The organism is Novipirellula methanifontis (assembly GCF_052161655.1).
Lineage (GTDB): Bacteria > Planctomycetota > Planctomycetia > Pirellulales > Pirellulaceae > Novipirellula.
On the sequence record NZ_CP197418.1, the window covers coordinates 3,237,556 to 3,256,348 of the forward strand.

Annotated in this window: 12 protein-coding genes; 8 read left to right on the plus strand and 4 right to left on the minus strand. The window is 53.9% G+C overall.

What is annotated here, in order from left to right; genetic code table 11:
- Positions 1-917: 917 nt before the first annotated feature.
- From SH528x_RS11570 to SH528x_RS11595, 6 genes are all read left to right on the plus strand, one after another.
- On the plus strand, positions 918-1,538 hold the full coding sequence (locus tag SH528x_RS11570) for a HEAT repeat domain-containing protein (RefSeq protein ID WP_442510676.1): 621 nt from the start codon (positions 918-920) through the stop codon (positions 1,536-1,538).
- Between the two features lie 843 nt (positions 1,539-2,381).
- A complete protein-coding gene (locus SH528x_RS11575) occupies positions 2,382-2,816 on the plus strand; it encodes a transposase (protein ID WP_442510677.1) in 435 nt (144 codons plus the stop codon).
- Between the two features lie 354 nt (positions 2,817-3,170).
- Positions 3,171-3,635, plus strand: coding sequence for a hypothetical protein (locus tag SH528x_RS11580; protein ID WP_442510678.1), 465 nt, complete (start codon positions 3,171-3,173; stop codon positions 3,633-3,635).
- A 164-nt stretch (positions 3,636-3,799) separates the two neighbouring features.
- On the plus strand, positions 3,800-4,420 hold the full coding sequence (locus tag SH528x_RS11585; protein ID WP_442510679.1) for a HEAT repeat domain-containing protein: 621 nt from the start codon (positions 3,800-3,802) through the stop codon (positions 4,418-4,420).
- Positions 4,421-5,940: 1,520 nt separating this feature from the next.
- A complete protein-coding gene (locus tag SH528x_RS11590; protein WP_442510680.1) occupies positions 5,941-6,138 on the plus strand; it encodes a hypothetical protein in 198 nt (65 codons plus the stop codon).
- A gap of 81 nt (positions 6,139-6,219) precedes the next feature.
- The gene (locus SH528x_RS11595; protein WP_442510681.1) at positions 6,220-6,750 is read left to right on the plus strand and encodes a hypothetical protein; all 531 of its coding nucleotides are present in this window, start codon (positions 6,220-6,222) and stop codon (positions 6,748-6,750) included.
- 1,642 nt (positions 6,751-8,392) lie between these two features.
- Here SH528x_RS11595 and SH528x_RS11600 read toward each other — a convergent pair.
- Positions 8,393-9,622 (minus strand): pyrophosphate--fructose-6-phosphate 1-phosphotransferase, encoded by a 1,230-nt coding sequence (locus SH528x_RS11600; protein WP_442510682.1) that lies wholly within the window; start codon positions 9,620-9,622, stop codon positions 8,393-8,395.
- Between the two features lie 344 nt (positions 9,623-9,966).
- On the opposite strand from SH528x_RS11600, the gene SH528x_RS11605 reads away from it, so the two are divergent.
- Positions 9,967-10,296: a hypothetical protein gene (locus SH528x_RS11605; protein WP_442510683.1), complete on the plus strand. Its 330-nt coding sequence runs from the start codon at positions 9,967-9,969 to the stop codon at positions 10,294-10,296.
- 554 nt (positions 10,297-10,850) lie between these two features.
- Here the strand turns inward: SH528x_RS11605 and SH528x_RS11610 are convergent.
- The 3 genes from SH528x_RS11610 to SH528x_RS11620 all read right to left on the minus strand — a co-directional run bounded on the left by SH528x_RS11610 (position 10,851) and on the right by SH528x_RS11620 (position 17,088).
- Positions 10,851-12,293, minus strand: a complete 1,443-nt coding sequence (locus tag SH528x_RS11610) for a sulfatase family protein (RefSeq protein WP_442510684.1) — start codon at positions 12,291-12,293, stop codon at positions 10,851-10,853.
- A gap of 341 nt (positions 12,294-12,634) precedes the next feature.
- Complete coding sequence (locus tag SH528x_RS11615; protein WP_442512111.1) at positions 12,635-14,026, minus strand: DUF1501 domain-containing protein; 1,392 nt, start codon at positions 14,024-14,026, stop codon at positions 12,635-12,637.
- 59 nt (positions 14,027-14,085) lie between these two features.
- Positions 14,086-17,088 (minus strand): PSD1 and planctomycete cytochrome C domain-containing protein, encoded by a 3,003-nt coding sequence (locus SH528x_RS11620; RefSeq protein WP_442510685.1) that lies wholly within the window; start codon positions 17,086-17,088, stop codon positions 14,086-14,088.
- A gap of 49 nt (positions 17,089-17,137) precedes the next feature.
- Between SH528x_RS11620 and SH528x_RS11625 the strand changes: the two genes are divergently transcribed.
- Positions 17,138-18,481, plus strand: coding sequence for a substrate-binding domain-containing protein (locus SH528x_RS11625; RefSeq protein ID WP_442510686.1), 1,344 nt, complete (start codon positions 17,138-17,140; stop codon positions 18,479-18,481).
- Positions 18,482-18,793 lie beyond the last annotated feature (312 nt).

Below are 18,793 nucleotides of genomic sequence, written 5' to 3' on the forward strand. Positions count from 1 at the left end.
AACACCAATATCCGCCGCCGCCTCAAAACGTGCAGTCGAGTGATCTAAGGCAAACAACTTGACTCACCAAGTGACAGAAGGCCAATTTTGTTTATATCCCCCGACTGACCAGGAGTTAAAAAGATAGTTCGTCTGACGAAGGAACTTCGCATTACTCTCAATGGCTAGGGGCCAATCATCTATTCCAGTCGCGTCCACCCAGGAACCCAGAACTTTTCGATCGCGTATCTGCTAGTGGCTACCTTCTGCTGGGCCCTGTCTTTTACTGTGTTTACGATCGCATTTCCTGATCCGGTTAATTCAGTTGGCTCGATTCCAAGCCCCTTTCTTGTTTTCTTAGGTCTCTATCTACTGATCGTGCCATTTGTCCATTTCACATTGATCCGACGTAAATTCTCCGCGACGAACCTACTGGTACGTCTATGCGTGGCCTTTGCCTGCCTGCTAGTCCTTTTCCCATTCATATTCACATCAATCTGCGCGCTCGTCTACTCGTAGCAAACGTTTGCGCTCATTTCCCTTGGGCTTGTTCACTCGATAAACTAGGGTTTGGCGATTCGGTACGGCACGCTCTTCGCTACGAAAAAATCCGACGTACCATGGGATCCACACGAGGGACTCGAGAGCACGTTTCGGCAGTAGTTGCCTTTTCGCTCGTCCTAGTTGATCCCGAACGTTACCCGGCTGTGTGCAAAATTCCTCGACCAACCATTGATGGCAGAAGTGTCTGATCCAGTTTTCACCAACGACATCCATTCTCTCGAGACGCTCCTGTACCGAGAGTGAGTCCTGTCCCCGTTTTTTACTGAATCCGTTTTTTGCGGGGGGTAAAGAAATAGTTAGGCATCAAGTCAGACACTACGCAACTTGCGGCGCCGTCGATTTCACCGCATCACGGATACAAGGAGTCTCGAACAATGACCCCAAGGCCTATTCTTATCGTTGGGACTTTGCTCGTATTCTGCGCGACACTCGCATGCACGACGATAGCGGAAGAAGGAGACACGACTGTTGATAAACCGCTCATCCTGGAATTGCAGCTGCAATCGGGCTTTGCGGCGTTGCGACAGGAAATCCTTGTATCGGAAGGCAGGCCATTTCGAGTCGTTACCCGCAGCGGCAAGGTACGCTGGGTCATCGAGGGCGATGTCCAGCAGATCGCTGATCGTGTCGCTTATGTTAATCTCAAGGTGGGCGCGTATGGACCGGGCGGCTTTTCTGTCTCCTCGTATGGTGATCCTAGAAAACTGAAGGTCGATGAGTTCAAAGGCGGCGGGGGCGGAACCCGTCACCTCAGCGTTTCCGACCTGTGGATTCGCCGCGGAGTTGAAGCGATACCGATATTGATAAAACAGCTTTCGGCAGAGCCAAACCAATCCGCCGCCGCAGCGTATTATCTGGGTGAGCTTGGTGCTGATGCCAAGCACGCGATATCTGCGCTGAAAAAAGTGGCGAACAACGATAACAATCAGGTCAAGAAAGCTGCAAGACAAGCTCTGGATAGAATTGAAGAAGACATTCGCAAGAATGCAAAATGATGCCTAACAAATTGGTGAACGGGAGCCCTCGGCGCTGTCCGGTTTGAGCCGATTTGTCCTGTGTCGCTACACGGAACGAAATGCGAAACGAGCAGGGCTGGTTGAAATGGCAGAGGATTGGCGTTGGCATTGGCGGTCGCTGTATCGCTGGTCCCAAAGCAGTGTACCTCGGCCAAGGTTACTGTCACTATGGACGATCCCGCGCTCACCGAACTGGCTTAGGCGAGCAACGACGCACTTGACGACAAGGAACTCGATCAAATCCGATGGTCGATTCGCCGAGCACCCAATAGGACAGTCAACTTGGGTATAATCGATCGCACGTCCCCTTTACCTCGAATCCACCCTCCGCCCGCGCGGAAGACCCAAGAAGCAAGTCCCGGTACCGAGAAAAGAGTCCTGACACCTTTTTGGTTCGGTACCGAGAAAAGAGTCCTGACACCTTTTTGGTTTCCGGTAGTTGTTCCGGCAACAGTACTTACAACCATTGCTTTCGCCGTCTTCGCACGCTGGTGGTTCAAGCGGACGCGGCGTACGAACGGGATGACAACAATTGCGTGAACCGGGGTGACGAATCACGCCAAATTTGAAATCAACGTCAACCGTCGCCACCCGGTTGCGCAATCTGTTACCCGACTGAAGTTCTGCGCCAGAAACAAGGATGTACTCATATGAAGACGCCAACTGTTTTGTTCACTTCTGTTCTCGCCGTCCTGTGGATCGCGACTTCTGCGCATGAAGAAGAAAAGGGGTCAGGACTCTTTTCCGGCTCTGAGGCGACTGTTAGTCTGTTTTAATGCCTAGACCTAAACGTGCGGACGAGAAAGATGCGATTGCCATCCCTTGAATCTGGGCAATAGGCGACGGACCGTCTTTCACAAAGACGTTTACTACGAGGTATTTGAAAACATCTTGTCCGAGGGACTGCGGCTCTATCCCTGCCGAATCTTGGCCTACCAGTTGCTGCCCAACCATTCGCACCTGGTGCTGCAACCCAGTGAGCACGGAGGGATGAGCCATTTCTTGCGGTGGGTCACGCTCACACACAGCATGCGTTACCACGCCTACTCTCAAACTGCGGGAGAGGGAAATGTGTACCAAAGTCGCTTCAAAAGTATTCCTGTTCAGGACGATGATCACTTCATTGTCCTGTGTCGCTACGTTGAACGAAATGCGAAACGTGCAGGAGTGATAGAAAAGGCAGAGGATTGGCGTTGGGGGGTGCTGTATCGCTGGTCCCAAACCAGTGAACCTCTGCCAAGGTTACTGTCACCATAGCCAATCCCGCGCTCGCCGAACTGGCTTAGGCGAGCAACGACGCACTCGACGACAAGGAACTCGATCTAATCCGATGGTCGAGTCGCCGAGCACCCAATAGGACAGTCAACTTGGGTAGAATCGATCTCGCGTCGCCTTGACCTCGAATCCACCCTCCGCCCCCACGGAAGCCCCAAGAAGCAAGCCCCGGTAGCGAGAAAAGAGTCCTGACACCTTTTTGTCGAGTGATCGAAGGGAAACAACTTGACTCATCGAGTGATAAAAGGTCAATTTTGGTCATATCCCCCGACTGACCGGGGGGTGAAAAGATAGTTATGTTACAAACAGAGCGAGATACATGAGAGTCGCACACCGGTGAGCACCACCCCGCAACTCAATCGCCAGTTTGCACGCTGGTTTGACGACGGACGTATTCGCGACGCATTGCTAGGTCGGGGCGACTGCTTTGTCGGTGACTCAACATTTCGTTCATCGCACGATTCACTTTTGGCGATGCAAACGCTGCTCCAATGGGCAAAAGATCGAGCGATCATACCCGAAGTTCATGACGAGTTCTGTAGCATTCTTGCTGACCTAGAATCACGCGGCGACTATACCGCGCTCCGCGATTTGTTGCTTTCCTATGACCTTTCTTCCCATGACTGCAAGACGGGACTTGGTCTGGACATGGATTCTTGGACTATCCGCCTTGCGGACGCTATGATGCACCGCCTGCAATTAGTTCGCGGCGATGAGCACTTCGCTTGCTCGTTGGGCATCCTGGCGAAACGTTGGCCTGCGATTCAATCCGTAGTCGCTGCATTGAATGAAACAAGCTGACATCACCATCGCATGCAACGGAGGACGGGTGGTGCGGGATTGTGTGTGCTTGCAAGTCCTTCGCCCCTCCCCACTGATGCGTAGCGTTAGGCATCAAGTCAGACACTACGCAACTTGCGGCGCCGCCGATTTCACCGCATCACGGATACAAGGAGTCTCGAACAATGACCCAAAGGTCTATTCTTATCGTTGGGACTTTGCTCGTATTCTGCGCGACACTCGTATGCACGGCGATAGCGGAAGAAGGAGACACGACTGTTGATAAACCGCTCATCATGGAATTGCAGCTGCAATCGGGCTTTGCGGCGTTGCGACAGGAAATCCTTGTATCGGAAGGCAGGCCATTTCGAGTCGTCACCCGCAGCGGCAAGGTACGCTGGGTCATCGAGGGCGATGTCCAGCAGATCGCTGATCGTGTCGCTTATGTTAATCTCAAGGTGGGCACGTATGGACCGGGCGGCTTTTCTGTCTCCTCGTATGGTGATCCTAGAAAACTGAAGGTCGATGAGTTCAAAGGCGGCGGGGGCGGAACCCGTCACCTCAGCGTTTCCGACCTGTGGATTCGCCGCGGAGTTGAAGCGATACCGATATTGATAAAACAGCTTTCGGCAGAGCCAAACCAATCCGCCGCCGCAGCGTATTATCTGGGTGAGCTTGGTGCTGATGCCAAGCTTGCGATACCTGCGCTGAAAAAAGTGGCTAACAACGATAACGATCAGGTCAAGAAAGCTGCAAGACAAGCTCTGGATAGAATTGAAGAAGACATTCGCAAGAATGCAAAGTGATGCCTAACAAATCGGTGAACGGGAGCCCTCGGCGCTGTCCGGTTTGAGCCGATGTTGTCTTCTCGGTCCCCGTTACCTTGATCGTTCGCTGAAAAAAGGAGACATCGATAATGCGGTACTTGCTCTGGGCGTCCTTGCTTTTTGTCGCAATCGATACGGCACTCTCGTCCAGCGCGAGCGGATCGGAGGAACAATTCGCCGTATGGCGCGGTGCACAAATCGAATGCGGGCAGTGCGGTAAGGCGGGCGACGTTGTTATCAAGGCAAAGTTGGAGTCCGGCAATTACCGGTGCGTTAACATTTCAGCTTTCGGAAGAGAGCACGTACTTGACCCGAAAAGTGCAAAACAGCTTACGGGCTTCCCTTTAAGCAGTATTCGAGTGACTCACGACGCCGGATATCCCACCGCTGGTGGCTACGGTGTACACCTTCGCTTCACGCGTTTGTTCCATGACGAAAAGAAGACTCGTTTTCAGGAGACAGCCCTTCTTTCGGTCTGGGAAGAGAAACCCAGGGAGGTAGCATTCTCGAAGTCGCGAAAAGAGGCCAAGTAGAACCATGCGACTAGGCGTTACACTAACGCTCTCGGCGCAGTCGGTTCTGAATTCACACTCTCACTCCTCGGTCTCCGTGATCCTGGACATTACCACATGCGTCCACCTTCACCCATTGCATCGTTCCTGATGAACACGCCACAACTGTCTCGGATAGACAATGCCCACGTCCCCTGGCAACTTTGGGTTGTAATAGCGGTGCTGGTCGCTGAGGGTATAGGAAACTTACTTACCATCGTGGGAAATCCTGTTGCAGCCATTTGGCTTGCGGTCAAGGTCTTAATTATCGTGGGGCTAATACGTCGATGGAGGGTTGTCTTCGTTTTGTTCGCGATCGTGACAGCGCTGCATGTACTCGCATTCGCCTCTTCAGCGCCATTCGTTTCGTTCCTCAATTTACTCATACTTCTGCTCGCGATTTCGCAATACCGACGATTCTTTCCAGACGAATCGGGCGAGCGTAGGTTTGGGTCGGCGTAGGTTTTGGTCGGCGGGGAAGGCGTGACTCGCGTTGGCACCGGAGTCTGGCTTGGAAGGTTTTACATGTCGAAAGTCAATACTCCCGACCCGCTGAACCGTACCGTTGTCTGCCAAAACTCTTTAACTGTCCTGGACAGGTTAGCATTCTACAATCATGATCAAACGAGTCCGAAACATCACGAAATACGCGGTTGTGGCAGCAATCACATTCGCATCGATTGCTTTCACCGCTCTTTGGGGACTTGGCCCTTTTTTTAGACTCGGTGTCATTTTGCCAATACCATTCGCGAACCAGACAATCGATGCCCATGCGGGGGCGGGAATGATGCACGTGACATTCAATCACGACAGGCCTCCAACTGCGTGGTTGTACATTTATGATGCGGGCATTTATCCGTCAGCTCTTCGGGCTCAACACTTGCGCACGTATCGGTCATTCAAACTGCCGAAGTCGGCAGGACAAAAAACATCGTTTGGAATGATGACATGGGCGACGAAATTGTGGATTGGCAATCAGCCCGCACCCAGGCACACACGTTTTTGGTTTCCGGTAGTTGTTCCGGCAACAGTACTTACAACCATTGCTTTCGCCGTCTTCGCACGCTGGTGGTTCAAGCGGACGCGGCATACGAACGGGATGACAACAGTTGCGTGATCCGGGGTGACGAATCACGCCAAATTTGAAATTAACGTCAACCGTCGCCACCCGGTTACGCAATCTGTTACCCGACTGAAGTTCTGCCCCAGAAACAAGGATGTACTCAAATGAAGACGCCAACTGTTTTGTTCACTTCTGTTCTCGCCGTCCTGTTGATCGCGACTTCAGCGCAAGCCCTCACAGTTCCGTATGGGCAACGCCAAATTGAGGAGGCTGGTGTTGGTTGTGTCGGTGGATTGAACTCCGATCACGGCAATACCGCTTACTATCGTGGCGACAACGCGCGCCTAAATGAACAACTTGCTCTACTGGCTAAAAACGCTCAACAGTATCAGTCCATCAAGGTTGTCTTACACGCTGGCGTTAAGTCGGTTGATCCCGCAGAAGAGACTCCGCAAACCGGTTTCGGAGTTCAGGACCGCGATCAGCAAATCCCCATCGATTGGTCCGTCTGCAAGGCACGTTCTTTCGACAAGGTAGTTGCGGGACTCTGCAAGCATGAAGAAAAGTCACTCACCGTTCATGTTTGGATCGGCACCGCCATTTGCCTTAACGATCTGAACATCCCGAGTGGATTCACAGTCCACTCCGCCGGCGAGATTGACGAGTTTGTCAAGCGCCACGCCGATGGCAAGTAACTAACGAGGGCGGGTACCCAACGCATGCGTTGGAGATTACGAGGTGGGTTACTTGGTTGGTAGAAACTTTCCCGCGAGTTCCCGCTAGTGCTGGACGTCTGTCGCGAGGTGTGGTTCGCATGATTGAACAAGGAGTGGCCGGTGCTGCGACGCGATAAAACGGTAGCGTTCCGTTTCACGCTGATTAGCTTTTTGACGGCGTTTGCAGGTGCGGCGATCGCGTTTGCAACCATCCGGCAGGGTTTTACCGCCAAATCTTGCACGCTACTGATTGCTGGTGGCATCGTCTTCGCGTTTTCATTGTGTTGGCCAGTCGGATCCTACATACTCAAACGCAAAGGAATCGTCTCGCCATCCCGAACCTTCGCAATCGTTCTCACAGCATCGACTGTCAGTGTCAGCGCATTTTATCTCGCAAGCTTTGGGCCAGCTACTTGGTTGCTTATTCACCTTTCCTCGTCCGATAGTCAGGTAAAAGCCTATACGTTGGTTTACAGTCCACTTGCTCATGCATGTCCACGATTGCTTATTCGGTATGCGGTGCAATGCAGTGGACCCAATGGTATAAACGAAATTGAGGCCTTTTTCTTCGTGGAGGCGATTCGTCGAAACGACCAGAGAGAGATTGCACCTTGGAACGGCTTTGATTTAGGGTTCGAGTAGTCAACAGAAAGATGCCGTGCACGCGAGCGGCGGCAGTGTCTTTTCGTGAATGCAGCGTCGTGGATCGCCGCCGTGTGACCACCGACGTTCCCCAAAATGGAACCTTCATTCAAGTGAAAGCTTTGAACCACAGATGAACGCGGATTAACACAGATTGAATGCTCGCATTCTCTCGTCTCTTGCCCTGCGCCAACTGTGATCTGTGTCCATTTGCGTTTATCTTTGGTTAGCTGTTTTGCAAGCCTGCGGTGTCACAAGATGCGATGCCCATCGTGAGATAACGAGCCAGCGGTCGCGTATTAATCGGTTTAGAGCTGAAGGTTATCATCCTTCGTAGATGCTGGCTGCAGTCCAGCCCGATCAACACTCGTTTCAGTGCCCAGATCCGACGTCGATCTTCTTGGGCCCCGTACCGATCGAATTGCCCCTGCCCGTCTGTCTCGGATATAGAGAGAGGGAGTTGCGAGTTGGGAGTTGCTTGCCGAGGGCCCCGGTTCAGGCTGGTACATCCTGCTCGCTTTTGTAAGGCAATTGCGAATGGCAGACAGAAAGATTGATGCGACAGCAAGATTGGAAAAACGTGATGCCCAGTGCCCTATCTTCCTACCTCCATTTTCCTACCAAAATTTTCTTCGACTGTGGCAGAACAGCAAGACGCGTTGCGTTCCAACGAGGTCGGGGCGGATGGCTAAACTTGGACGTCCTGAGATGAGATCGGCCATTCTACCCCTCTCTTTTTCCGGCTCGGGGCATCATCGGTACTGATACAACTGTTTCTCCTGCCGTCGCTTCGCGACGTTGCATTTTCTCATGTCGATGTACCCCGGATTGTCATCTGGGGCTACTGCATTTCGTCGCGCCACCGACTGGTGGCGGGTGTGAGATGGCGGTTTGTTCATCTTGGGTTGGCGAGGAAACCACGCTCGATCTCTATGACAAACCGCCTTAAAGACACTTGCGAACTGTCCCTAGCACAGGTTTACGCGTGCTGGGTTTCGACCACGGCGCCCTTGGGCTGCTTGATGTCGCGAAGCAGGTTTCCGAACCAAGTCGAACCGATATCGAAAGGCTTTCCACCTTTGATTCGCTCGAACTCAATCGCTCGCAATTCGTCGCCGCGGTCTTCGTCTTGTCCGACCACGCCGCTGTCCCCGACCAGCCCACACTGAACAGCCTTGTTCGCACATCTAGCGATCAGCTCGATGTCTTGCGCGTTCGCTCGCGCGGCTCGACTGTAGTAGCCACTTTTTTGGACCAGCGTTTTTTCAGCCCCGATCATTTTGGCGAATTGTTCACCAAACCATTTGCCTGGGTTCACGGCATCAAGCTTGTAGTGACCAAACGCATCCTTTGGCACGTCTTCGCCACGCGACTCCATTTCTTGGACGATGGTGTCGACGCCGGCGCCTTCAGAAATGAAGATGTTGACACAATCGATCTCGTCCAAGATCGCACGCAATCGATCCGCTTCTTGCTGAAGATCAAAGTGCATTTCGGGAATGTAAACACCATGCACTTCTTTGCGTTCACGGCTGAGCCCGGTTTCCGGCAAGAAATTCAGTGCGTCGAGGCGTTCGCGGTATTTGTTTGCGGTCGCCGCGGTCAACCAGCCGCAATTACGCCCCATCACTTCGTGAACAATCAACATGCGAGGATTCGCGTTATGCTCGGCCACCACGTTCTCAAAGAAACGTGCACCTTGTTCCGCGGCTGTCCATGCTCCCAAACTTTGTTTGATCGGGATGACGTCGTTGTCGATGGTCTTGGGCAATCCAACGACGGTCAGGTCATAATCGTTTTGGGCGAGAAACGCTGCCAAGTCGGCTGCGGTGGTATTGGTGTCGTCGCCCCCAATCGTATGCAACACGTCGACGCGATCGGTTTTCAGTTGCTCGGCCGCAACGTGCAATGGATCCTGGCCCTCTTTGACCAAACCACGTTTCACACAATCGGCAACATTGGTCAGCTTCACACGGCTGTTGCCGATCGGACTGCCACCGTGCTGATGCAGCACCTTGGCATTTTCCCGGACACTCGGGGTGACCACAAAGCTGTCCCCCAGCAAGAGTCCTTTGTAACCAGATCGGTAACAAAGAATCTCGACCTCCGGAGCTTTCTCGGTATAAGCCTCAATCAACGCACCGATGGCCGAAGAAAGACACGGGGCCAATCCCCCGGCAGTAAGGATTCCGACTCGCTTGACTGACATGATTTTGGATTCCCAAAAAGGCTGTGTTTGAACAGAGTGGTTTCGATGACGAATAGGAAGTCGGCAACGCCGCTTCGGATTTGCATCAAACTACCTCCCTTTTTAGAAAATCGTCGCCGAGGGGACAATCGGGCCGAAATTTGGGCAATGACGATGTTCGCGTGACGTACCAACCCGTTATGGGGCCTGTTGGATCCGACGTGTCGCTGTGGGGGTAAAGTATTTTCCAGAATCGCTAGCCCAAATAGGGTAAATGCTATTTCTCATTTAATCTGGAATCTGATATTTCACTCTGCACAGGCACTTCGCCTAAGAATTTCGTCAAGTTTCAATAGGAAACAAAAATGTCGAAGAACACCGTAGCCACTAAAACTACCTCGGTCGCTAAGAAGAGTCCCGCTAAGAAGGCTCCAGTCGCCAAGGCAGCATCGGCTGCAAAAACGTCAACCGCAGCAAAGACTCCTTCGGTAGCGAAGGCCACCGCCGTCGCTACTACACCCTCAACCGAAATGAAACCTTCGGTTGCCAAAAAGACGCCGGTTGCCAAGAAGAACCCTGTTGCGAAAGCAACTTCGGTTGCAAAGAAACCCGCCGCCGCTAAGAAGCCAGCTGCCGTAAAAGCAACCAAGGTTGCTAAAAGCAGCACGCCAAAAGTAGCTCGCAAAGCGGCCTAACCATGGCGGATCATCAGCGTCCTGTTACCGATGCTGCCAGCAAGCTCGATGAGCCGCAATGCGGAGTCGAAACAGGACCTACATTTCCCCACGGACAGGTGAGTCGTTCACGAAACGGCAGTTCCTAAATCACTGACGTTTCGAATCTTCATACACCATCGTCACGCACTGATGCGTCGCGATGGTGTTTTCGTTGGACGACGAAGCTTGGCCCCAGCCCGTTGTGCTGGGCTAGGCAAACCTCCGGGGCTTTGTGTGGGCCGCTATAACTTTGGTATTGACGTCGGATATTGGTGGTGAGCAAGTTGCTCGGTCAGCCCCCTCACCCGAACGTCGCTGAAGGCTCCGTTCGACCTCTCCCCCAACGAAGTTGGTGGAGAGGTGACAGAAAACCAACGCACCCCAAAATCACAACAAGCCCAAAGTTTTAGCTGTCCGGGGCTTTGCCCCTCAATACAAAACTGACGCGTCGGGTTAGGATCGTGCGACAGGCCGAAACTCTTGGCGAGTTTCGCTACGATCGGTTTCGGAACTTGCGGTTACGATACTTGTGGTTACGGAAGTTGGATGGGGCCGGGATGATTGATATTCGTGGCACCCGAGGATTCTCCGGGCATCTCTCCGTGTTTGAACGCCTTGCGGTCTTTCTTCGGGGATCCCGGCGCGGCGTCACGGTCGGGCGTGGGGTTCTCCGGTACCGTATCGCCCGTCTGCTCGGTCCACTGCGTTAACAACCCGCGTGCCTTCTCGAGGACTTGCTGTGTCTCGGGATTTGAGGCAAGGTTCTTCAACTGATGGAAGTCTTTGCCCACGTGGTAAAGCTCTTCTGCGGGACACGGGTTCAAGAACACATTCTGTTGCGGCTCGGTCAGGTCGTTGGCTTTATGGGCAGCCCATAGGTCGACACCTGCACCACCCGTATACGCTTCGACACAGAGGTTCGGTTGGTCCGGGAAATTGTTGCGAATGTACAACCAGTCGCCGAACCGCACGAGTCGTTCGTGATTGCGGTAAACATGCCAGTTATGCTCGGCAAACACGACCTCGCGAACGCTCGTCTTAGCATCTTTTAAAATCGCAGCGAAACTAACGCCTTGAATACGTTCGTCTTTCTCAACGCCAGCAAGTTCTAGCACGGTAGCGGCGATGTCGATCGAACTGATGAAGCTCTCTGTGACGCCTTGCTTCGTCCCTTGCGGGTAATGCACCACGAACGGCGTTTTGATTCCGCTGTCGTATAGCCGCGTTTTGCAGCGAGGAAAGGGACGTCCGTTGTCAGCCATCACAATCACCAGGGTGTTGTCGAGCACTTCTTGGCGTTTCAGTTCCGCGACGACTTGGCCAACGTAATGGTCGAAACGGCTCACTTCGTGGTAATAGCTGGCGAGGTCCTCGCGAGTTTTCTCGCTATCGACCAAGTAGGGTGGCACCACAATGTCGGCGGGATCGTACTTTGGGGCATCATCGTTGATGGTCCAATCGCGATGGGCATCGGTCGATGCGTACCAACAAAAGAACGGTTTGTCCTGGGGGCGTTTTTCAAGGATCTGGACCCAGTCTTCCTCTTTGCCGGGACCTTTGCCTTTGGAAATTTTGCTAAAGCCGACATCGGCATTCGACCCCATGTGGTGCTTGCCCGACAACACCGTGTAATAGCCGGCGTCCTTCAATAGCTTTGGAAACAACACCGATCCGGCGGGCAGCTCGGTATGCAGTTCGGGTGCACCGGTGTTATGCGGATAACGTCCCGTGATGATGCTGCAGCGACTTGGGCTGCAGCTGCTGGTCGTCAGATAGGCATTGTCAAACCTCAGCCCGCTGGCTGCCAACGCATCAATGTGGGGCGTTTGAATCGTCGAGTGCCCATAACATCCAATGTCTTCCTGGGAAATGTCATCGGCTAGCAACAGCACGACGTTGGGGCGGTCCGCAGCATGCGACGAAGCAGCCGTCGCAATCAGCAAAGCAAAGACAGCGATAGAAAGGGTGTTTCTCATTGAGTCAGTTTTCCAGGGGCAGACGCGTGACGTACGGTGGGGGTGATATCGAAGCCACTGTGAACGGGAGCATGGTGTTTCATGGATGATCGACCACAGCGATGCGGAGGAGAGGCACTGCGGTTGAACTCTATAGTGTAACCGGAATTCGCTGGGGCCATGTGGGTAAGGGGGGCCTGAGATGCAATCATTGTCGTTGATCGCTCCGTGATCATTACGTCGTGGATCTTGACATAGATCCCCAGGCGATCCCAGCTTGATGACAGGCTGGAAGCCTATCCCACGTTCATGCCCGAAACTCTAGGCGAGTTTCGCTACCGAACGCCTGTCCCGATTGAGTTTTAGGCGATAACGTCGTGGATCACGTGGCCTTTGACGTCGGTTAAACGCATGTCGCGACCGCCAAAGCGGAAGGTGCTGCGTGTGTGATCGACGCCCATCAGATGCAACATTGTTGCATGCAGATCGTGGATCTCGGCTCGGTTTTCAATCGCCTTGTAACCCCACTCGTCGGTGGCGCCGTAGATGGTGCCCGGTTTCACACCGCCTCCGGCCATCCAAACGGTGAAGCCGAATTGATTGTGATCGCGACCGTCTTTACCTTGCGCAAACGGAGTGCGTCCGAATTCACCTGCCCACACCACCAGCGTCTCGTCAAGCAAACCGCGTTGGCGAAGGTCTTTTAATAATGCTGCGATTGGTTGATCGACGGCGCGAGCGTTGTTTTCGTGCCCCGACTTGAGGTTGGAGTGCTGGTCCCATCGGTCACCACCGACTTTAGGGCACGTCAACTCGACGAACCGTACGCCGCTCTCGATCATGCGACGAGCGATCAAACACTGAGCCGCATAAGTTCGCGTTGGCTCGTATTCGGAATCGATTCCATACATCTGCTGAATCGAAGCCGATTCTTCTTTTAACGACATCACCTCAGGCACGGCCATCTGCATCGCGTACGCGAGTTCGTAGTTCTGGATCGCCGACTCGAGACTGTCGTGATGTCCAAAGTTCTGTTTGGCAAACCCGTCCAATTGGCGAACGAAGTCCAATTTATCGCGTTGTCGTTTATCGTTTGGCTCGGTTCGTTCGATGTTTGCCACCCCCGATCCCGAAGGTTTGAAAACGGATCCCTGGTAGCTGGCGGGTAAAAAACCGCTGCCAAAACAATCGAGTCCTCCGGGCGGTATCAGCCCTCCGTTGATGACCACAAATCCGGGCAAGTTCTGGCATTCGCTGCCCAATCCATAATTCACCCACGCGCCCATGCTGGGGCGCCCTTGCAGCCCGCTGCCGGTGTGCAAGAAGTAATTTGCAAACGTGTGTTCTGGGAACTCCGATACCATCGATCGCATCACCGCTAACTCGTCCACACACGTTGCCACGTGAGGGAACAAATCGCTGACCGGAATACCGGATTCGCCGTATTGGTTGAACTTCCATGGACTGGCCAACACGTTGCCGTTGTTATTGAACTGAGTCGGCTCGACGCTAAAAAGTTTGCTGGGATCTTGACCGTCAAATTTGTTCAACAGTGGTTTGGGATCAAACGTATCGATCTGTGACGGACCGCCGTCCATGTACAGGAAGATCACATTTTTGGCGCGAACTTGATGGTGCGGACCATGGCCTGCGAAGCCAAGATCGGGTGAGGATCCGCTAACCGCGAACGCCTTGTCTTGTCCGAGCGCCGCGAGTGCCAGCGCAGCAAAACCGCTGCCGCACCGCGTCAGCATTTCTCGACGCGACGTAGGACCCGATTGATAGCGTTGGCAGGGAAAAAGTGGGTTGTGTGTCATCGCAGGAAAACAAACTCCTTGGTATTGATCAGTGCGTGAGCGAAATCGGCCCACGCATCCAATTCGGAATCGCCGTGATCGGACGCCAAATAGGCTTCGGCAACCGCGATTTCTTGCGTGGTAGGCTGACGTGCAAACGCCTCGTCGTACATCCGCTTTATACGGTCGCGTGTCGCAGGATGATCCTGGATCACTCGCTCGGCCCATTGTTTGGATTGCTGAACGACAAACGGATCGTTCATCAGGATCAACGATTGCGCGGGCACGTTGGACACATTGCGGCGTCCCATCGTGCTGAAGGGAACGGGCGTGTCAAACGTCAGCATAAAGGGCGAGAGGAAATTGCGACGCACCGAGATATAAATCGAACGTCGACCGTTTCCATCGAGCGGCCCGCTGGTCTTTGGACGACCTCGACCATCCATAAACGACGTCAATTGAATCGGCACGGGCTCGCCAAACATCGTTTTGTCTAGTCGCCCGGACAACGCCAACAACGAGTCACGGATCGTCTCGCCTTCGAGTCGCTTGGGCGGTCGATGGTGCCACAACAAATTTTTGGGATCCGCATCCTCCGCGGCCGGACTCACTCGACTGGACATTTGATAGGTCCGCGACAACGCGATGTAGCGGATCATTTCTTTGATGCTTTGCCCGTCGGTCCGGAATCGAGTGGCCAAATGATCCAGCAATTCGGGATGTGTTGGTCTTTGCCCGAGCACGCCAAAGTCGTCGGTCGTGGGCACAATGCCGCGTCCCATCAAGTGATGCCAAATGCGATTGACAATCACACGCGAAGTCAGCGGGTTGCTGGGATCGTTGATCTGAGCCGCTAATTCAAGACGTCCGCTACCTGATTTGATTTCCATCGGACCTTCGCCGGCCACTGCGGTCAAAAAGTGACGCGGCTCGATATCACCCGGCTTGGACGAATTACCGCGAATCAGGATTTCAGCGTCTTCACCGCTGCCGTCCATCATCGCCATCGCGGTATACGACTGCTTCATGATTTGAGACCTCAGCAACTCGCGTTCGTCCGCCCAGGCGACGGCAAGTTGTTGCGCTGCTTCCGCAAACTCTTCTTTGGCACCGACATCACTCGCCTCTAGCCCATCTGTCATTCCAGCGTCGCCAAACGCGGATTTGCCCTCTGATTTCGCCTGCTTTATCTGCTCGTTCGTCCCCTGGATCACCCACTGCACTTCGAGCTGCTTGTCCCTTGCAGGCGTAAACTCTAGATGCAATCGATGGCCAAGATAGCGAGACAAGTTCAGTTCCAGCGACGTTGCATTTGGGGGGATTTTTTGCACTGTTTCGCCGTGCAGTGGACCCGCAATCAATCGATGCGAATCGACGCACACCACCACGTGACCTTCGCCGCGAACACGGCACAGCACTCGTTCGCCCGTTAATTCGAACGTTGGTGTTCGCAGGGTTCTGCCGCTGCGAGGCAGACTCGTCAATTTGCTGCGACTCTGCATTCCGGATTCTCTAAGCGACTGAAGCCCGTTCCATAGCGGATCGCTAATCGCCGAACCATGAGATGCAAAGCGAATCGCGGGCTGAGCTTCACTCGCGTCCAAATAAGCATCACCGGCATGACGCGGACGATCACCAAAAATGAATCCGTCCTGCATGAACTGGTCGTATGGCAACGTCTGGTAGTCGAATACAAGCAAGTCTGAGATCGCCGATGGAATGGCAGCCGCTTCAGGCAGCTTGCCACCATGCTGGCGGATTAAATCTGTGACTCGCAGGCGATAGGACGCGTCGACTTTTGCAAGCTGCTCGGCGACGTGGCGATTCTGCTGTAGCGATTCAAACCGCACTTGCCGATAATCGCTGCTCTGCAGAAATCCGGTTAGCGAGTAGTAATCGGCAGTTGAGATTGCATCAAATTTGTGGTCATGGCAACGAGCACAAGAAACCGTCATGCCCAAGAACGTTTTCGACATCACGTCGACCATGTTGTCAAAGCGGTCCGCTTCGTCTTTGCGGATATCAACGGGTGAATGCACCCATTCGCCGAGGAACCAAAATCCGGTCCCCAGTACCGATTCGTTGTACCCGGTTTCGGGATTCAACCGTGGCTGCGGCAACAGGTCGCCAGCGATATGCTCGCGGACAAGTTGATCGTAAGGCACATCCGCGTTGAACGCCCGGATGATGTAGTCGCGAAACTGAAACGCATTCAATGCGTCATCATCGAATTCGTGACCACGAGACTCGGCGTACCGCACCAAGTCCAACCAGTGTCGGCCCCATCGCTCGCCAAACTGAGGCGATTCAAGCAGTTCGTCGACGCACCGCTCGAGTGCTTCTGGCGAAGTGTCACTGAGGAACTTGGCGGTTTGTTCAGGTGTCGGCGGCAACCCAATCAGATCAAAGTACAGCCGTCGCAAGATCGCGGCATGATCGGCGTCCTCGGCCGGATGTAGGTTGTTCTCTTCCAGCTTCGACAGGATAAAGCGATCCAGTTCCGCGCGGGGCCAGGATGCGTCCTGAACAGTGGGAGGTGCCGGCGATTGCACGGGCTGCCACACCCAATGTTCGTTTTCTCGCTGCTGCAAATCAAATTCAGGTGTCTCCGCCTTCGCCTCAGGCGTCTCTTCGGCTGGCCAAGGTGCACCGAGCTGGATCCATTTTTCAAACGTTGCAATCTGATCGTCATTCAGCTTTCCCTTGGGCGGCATTTCGTACGATTCGTAGCGTACCGCTTCCATGAACAAACTCGCCTCGGGGTCGCCAGGCTCGATCGATGCGCCGGAGTCTCCTCCTGCGATCATTCCCGCTCGCGTATCGACTCGCAATCCTGCTTGCAGCTTCTTTGCCGATGCGCTGTGACACGAATAACAATGTTCGGCCAGCAGCGGGCGAACTTCTTTTTCGAAGAACTCCAACTGATCCGCTGTCGGTTCGGCAGTGTGGCCAACGATCGTGGCGACCAAAAAGACCCACGAGACCACAATTAAGCGGGTGGTGAAGGCCAGCATTTGCATGGGTGATGGTCCAAGGCGGCAAGCGGGTGGAGATGACATGGATGATATCATGCAGAATAATATGCGTCGTTCGCAGGCGGGACGGGATACGGCGGGACTTGATGGGACGCAGGACACCTATTATGGTGCAAAATCGATTGCTGTCGAGGACAATTTGCGTCAGCCCTTTAATGATTTGCGTCACCTCAAGCCAAAGCCATCCATGGCAATTAAAAAGCTGAAAACTCGCCGCAAAGTCGGGCTGATCATCGAATCGTCACGATCTTATGGACGCAATTTGCTGCGGGGAGTCGCATTGTATTCCAGAACTCGTAGCAATTGGTCGCTGTTGCACGAGGAAATGACCATCGACTCGACGCTGCCGGATTGGTTGAATTCGTCAGGGATCAGCGGCATGATCGCGCGCGTGGACGAACACAACATTGCCCCCCTGCGTGGGTTGGGCGTTCCGATTGTGGATGTTCGCTGCAGGCACAAGTATTCCGGAATTCCGCAAGTGGAAACCGACGATCAGCGGGTCGCCGAACTGGCATTTGAGCATTTACACCAGCGGGGGTTTCGCCAGTTTGCTTTTTGTGGCTACCGTGGGGCCCATTATTCGGAAATTCGCCTCCGCCATTTCCAAAATTTGACCACCAATGCGGGGTGTTCGTTGTCGGTGTATGAGACCGCGGGGCACGACAGCCAACCGGTGACCAGCATCGAACGCGCCGGGGTGCTGGAGGTGGAATCGATGGCTCAGTGGCTGAAACATCTTGCAGCACCGACGGGCTTGTTCGTCTGCAACGACATTCGCGGCCAACAAGTGCTAAACGTGTGTCGCACGCTGAACCTGTCGGTGCCCGATGATATTGCCGTCATCGGGGTGGATGACGACGACGCCATTTGCCCCTTGAGCGATCCGCCGCTCTCGAGTGTACGGCCCAACGCCGAGCAGATCGGCTATCAAGCGGCCGAGCTGCTTGACGCGATCATGAACGGCAAAACGGTGGGTGAAACAACTCAGTACGTTGCGCCGACGGGAGTGGTGCAGCGGTTGTCCACGCAAGTCATTGCGGTCGAGGACCGTGAACTCGCACGCGTGTGTCGTTTCATTCGCGAGCACGCTTGCCAAGGCATCGACGTCGGCGACGTGGTTGAATTCACAACGCTTTCGCGTCGACAATTAGAGCGACGATTTCGCACCGAGTTGGGCCGCACTCCGCACGAAGAGTTGACGGCAGTCCAAGTGGCACGCGTCAAGCAATTACTTGATGAAACCTCCATGACGCTCGAAGAGATCACACCGCTTGCCGGCTACAGTCATAAAGAGCGTTTGAGCGCCGTGTTCAAACGCGAAACAGGCGAGACGCCCGGAGAGTATCGACGCCGCAAGGCACCCGCGTGGCAGTGAGCTATCGCACGGATCGGGTCTATACAGCAGTTACCTCTCCACCGACGAAGAGGTTGTGCGGCTTTTAAGTTGAGTGGTAGCAACCACTTGCTTCACCCTCCCAACAAAGTTGGGAGGGTCGGAAAAGGAGCCTTCAGCGAGTTTTCCGGGGAGGGCTGGTGACGTTGAGCTTGCAAGTTGTCATCTCTAACACTTCGATGCCCCACCCAGAACTTGCTCCGCTCGTTCTGACCTCCCCAAAACAAGTTTCGGGGAGGTGAAGCACGTCAAAGGACTCGATTCACAACGAAATAAAAAGCCGCACGACCTCCG

Coding starts and splice junctions, on each gene's coding strand:
- SH528x_RS11570 (WP_442510676.1), top strand. CDS start 918: ATGACCCCAAGGCCTATTCTTATCGTTGGGACTTTGCTCGTATTCTGC.
- SH528x_RS11585 (WP_442510679.1), top strand. CDS start 3,800: ATGACCCAAAGGTCTATTCTTATCGTTGGGACTTTGCTCGTATTCTGC.
- SH528x_RS11590 (WP_442510680.1), top strand. CDS start 5,941: ATGGGCGACGAAATTGTGGATTGGCAATCAGCCCGCACCCAGGCACAC.
- SH528x_RS11595 (WP_442510681.1), top strand. CDS start 6,220: ATGAAGACGCCAACTGTTTTGTTCACTTCTGTTCTCGCCGTCCTGTTG.
- SH528x_RS11600 (WP_442510682.1), bottom strand. CDS start 9,622: ATGTCAGTCAAGCGAGTCGGAATCCTTACTGCCGGGGGATTGGCCCCG.
- SH528x_RS11605 (WP_442510683.1), top strand. CDS start 9,967: ATGTCGAAGAACACCGTAGCCACTAAAACTACCTCGGTCGCTAAGAAG.
- SH528x_RS11610 (WP_442510684.1), bottom strand. CDS start 12,293: ATGAGAAACACCCTTTCTATCGCTGTCTTTGCTTTGCTGATTGCGACG.
- SH528x_RS11615 (WP_442512111.1), bottom strand. CDS start 14,026: ATGCTGACGCGGTGCGGCAGCGGTTTTGCTGCGCTGGCACTCGCGGCG.
- SH528x_RS11620 (WP_442510685.1), bottom strand. CDS start 17,088: ATGCAAATGCTGGCCTTCACCACCCGCTTAATTGTGGTCTCGTGGGTC.
- SH528x_RS11625 (WP_442510686.1), top strand. CDS start 17,138: ATGCAGAATAATATGCGTCGTTCGCAGGCGGGACGGGATACGGCGGGA.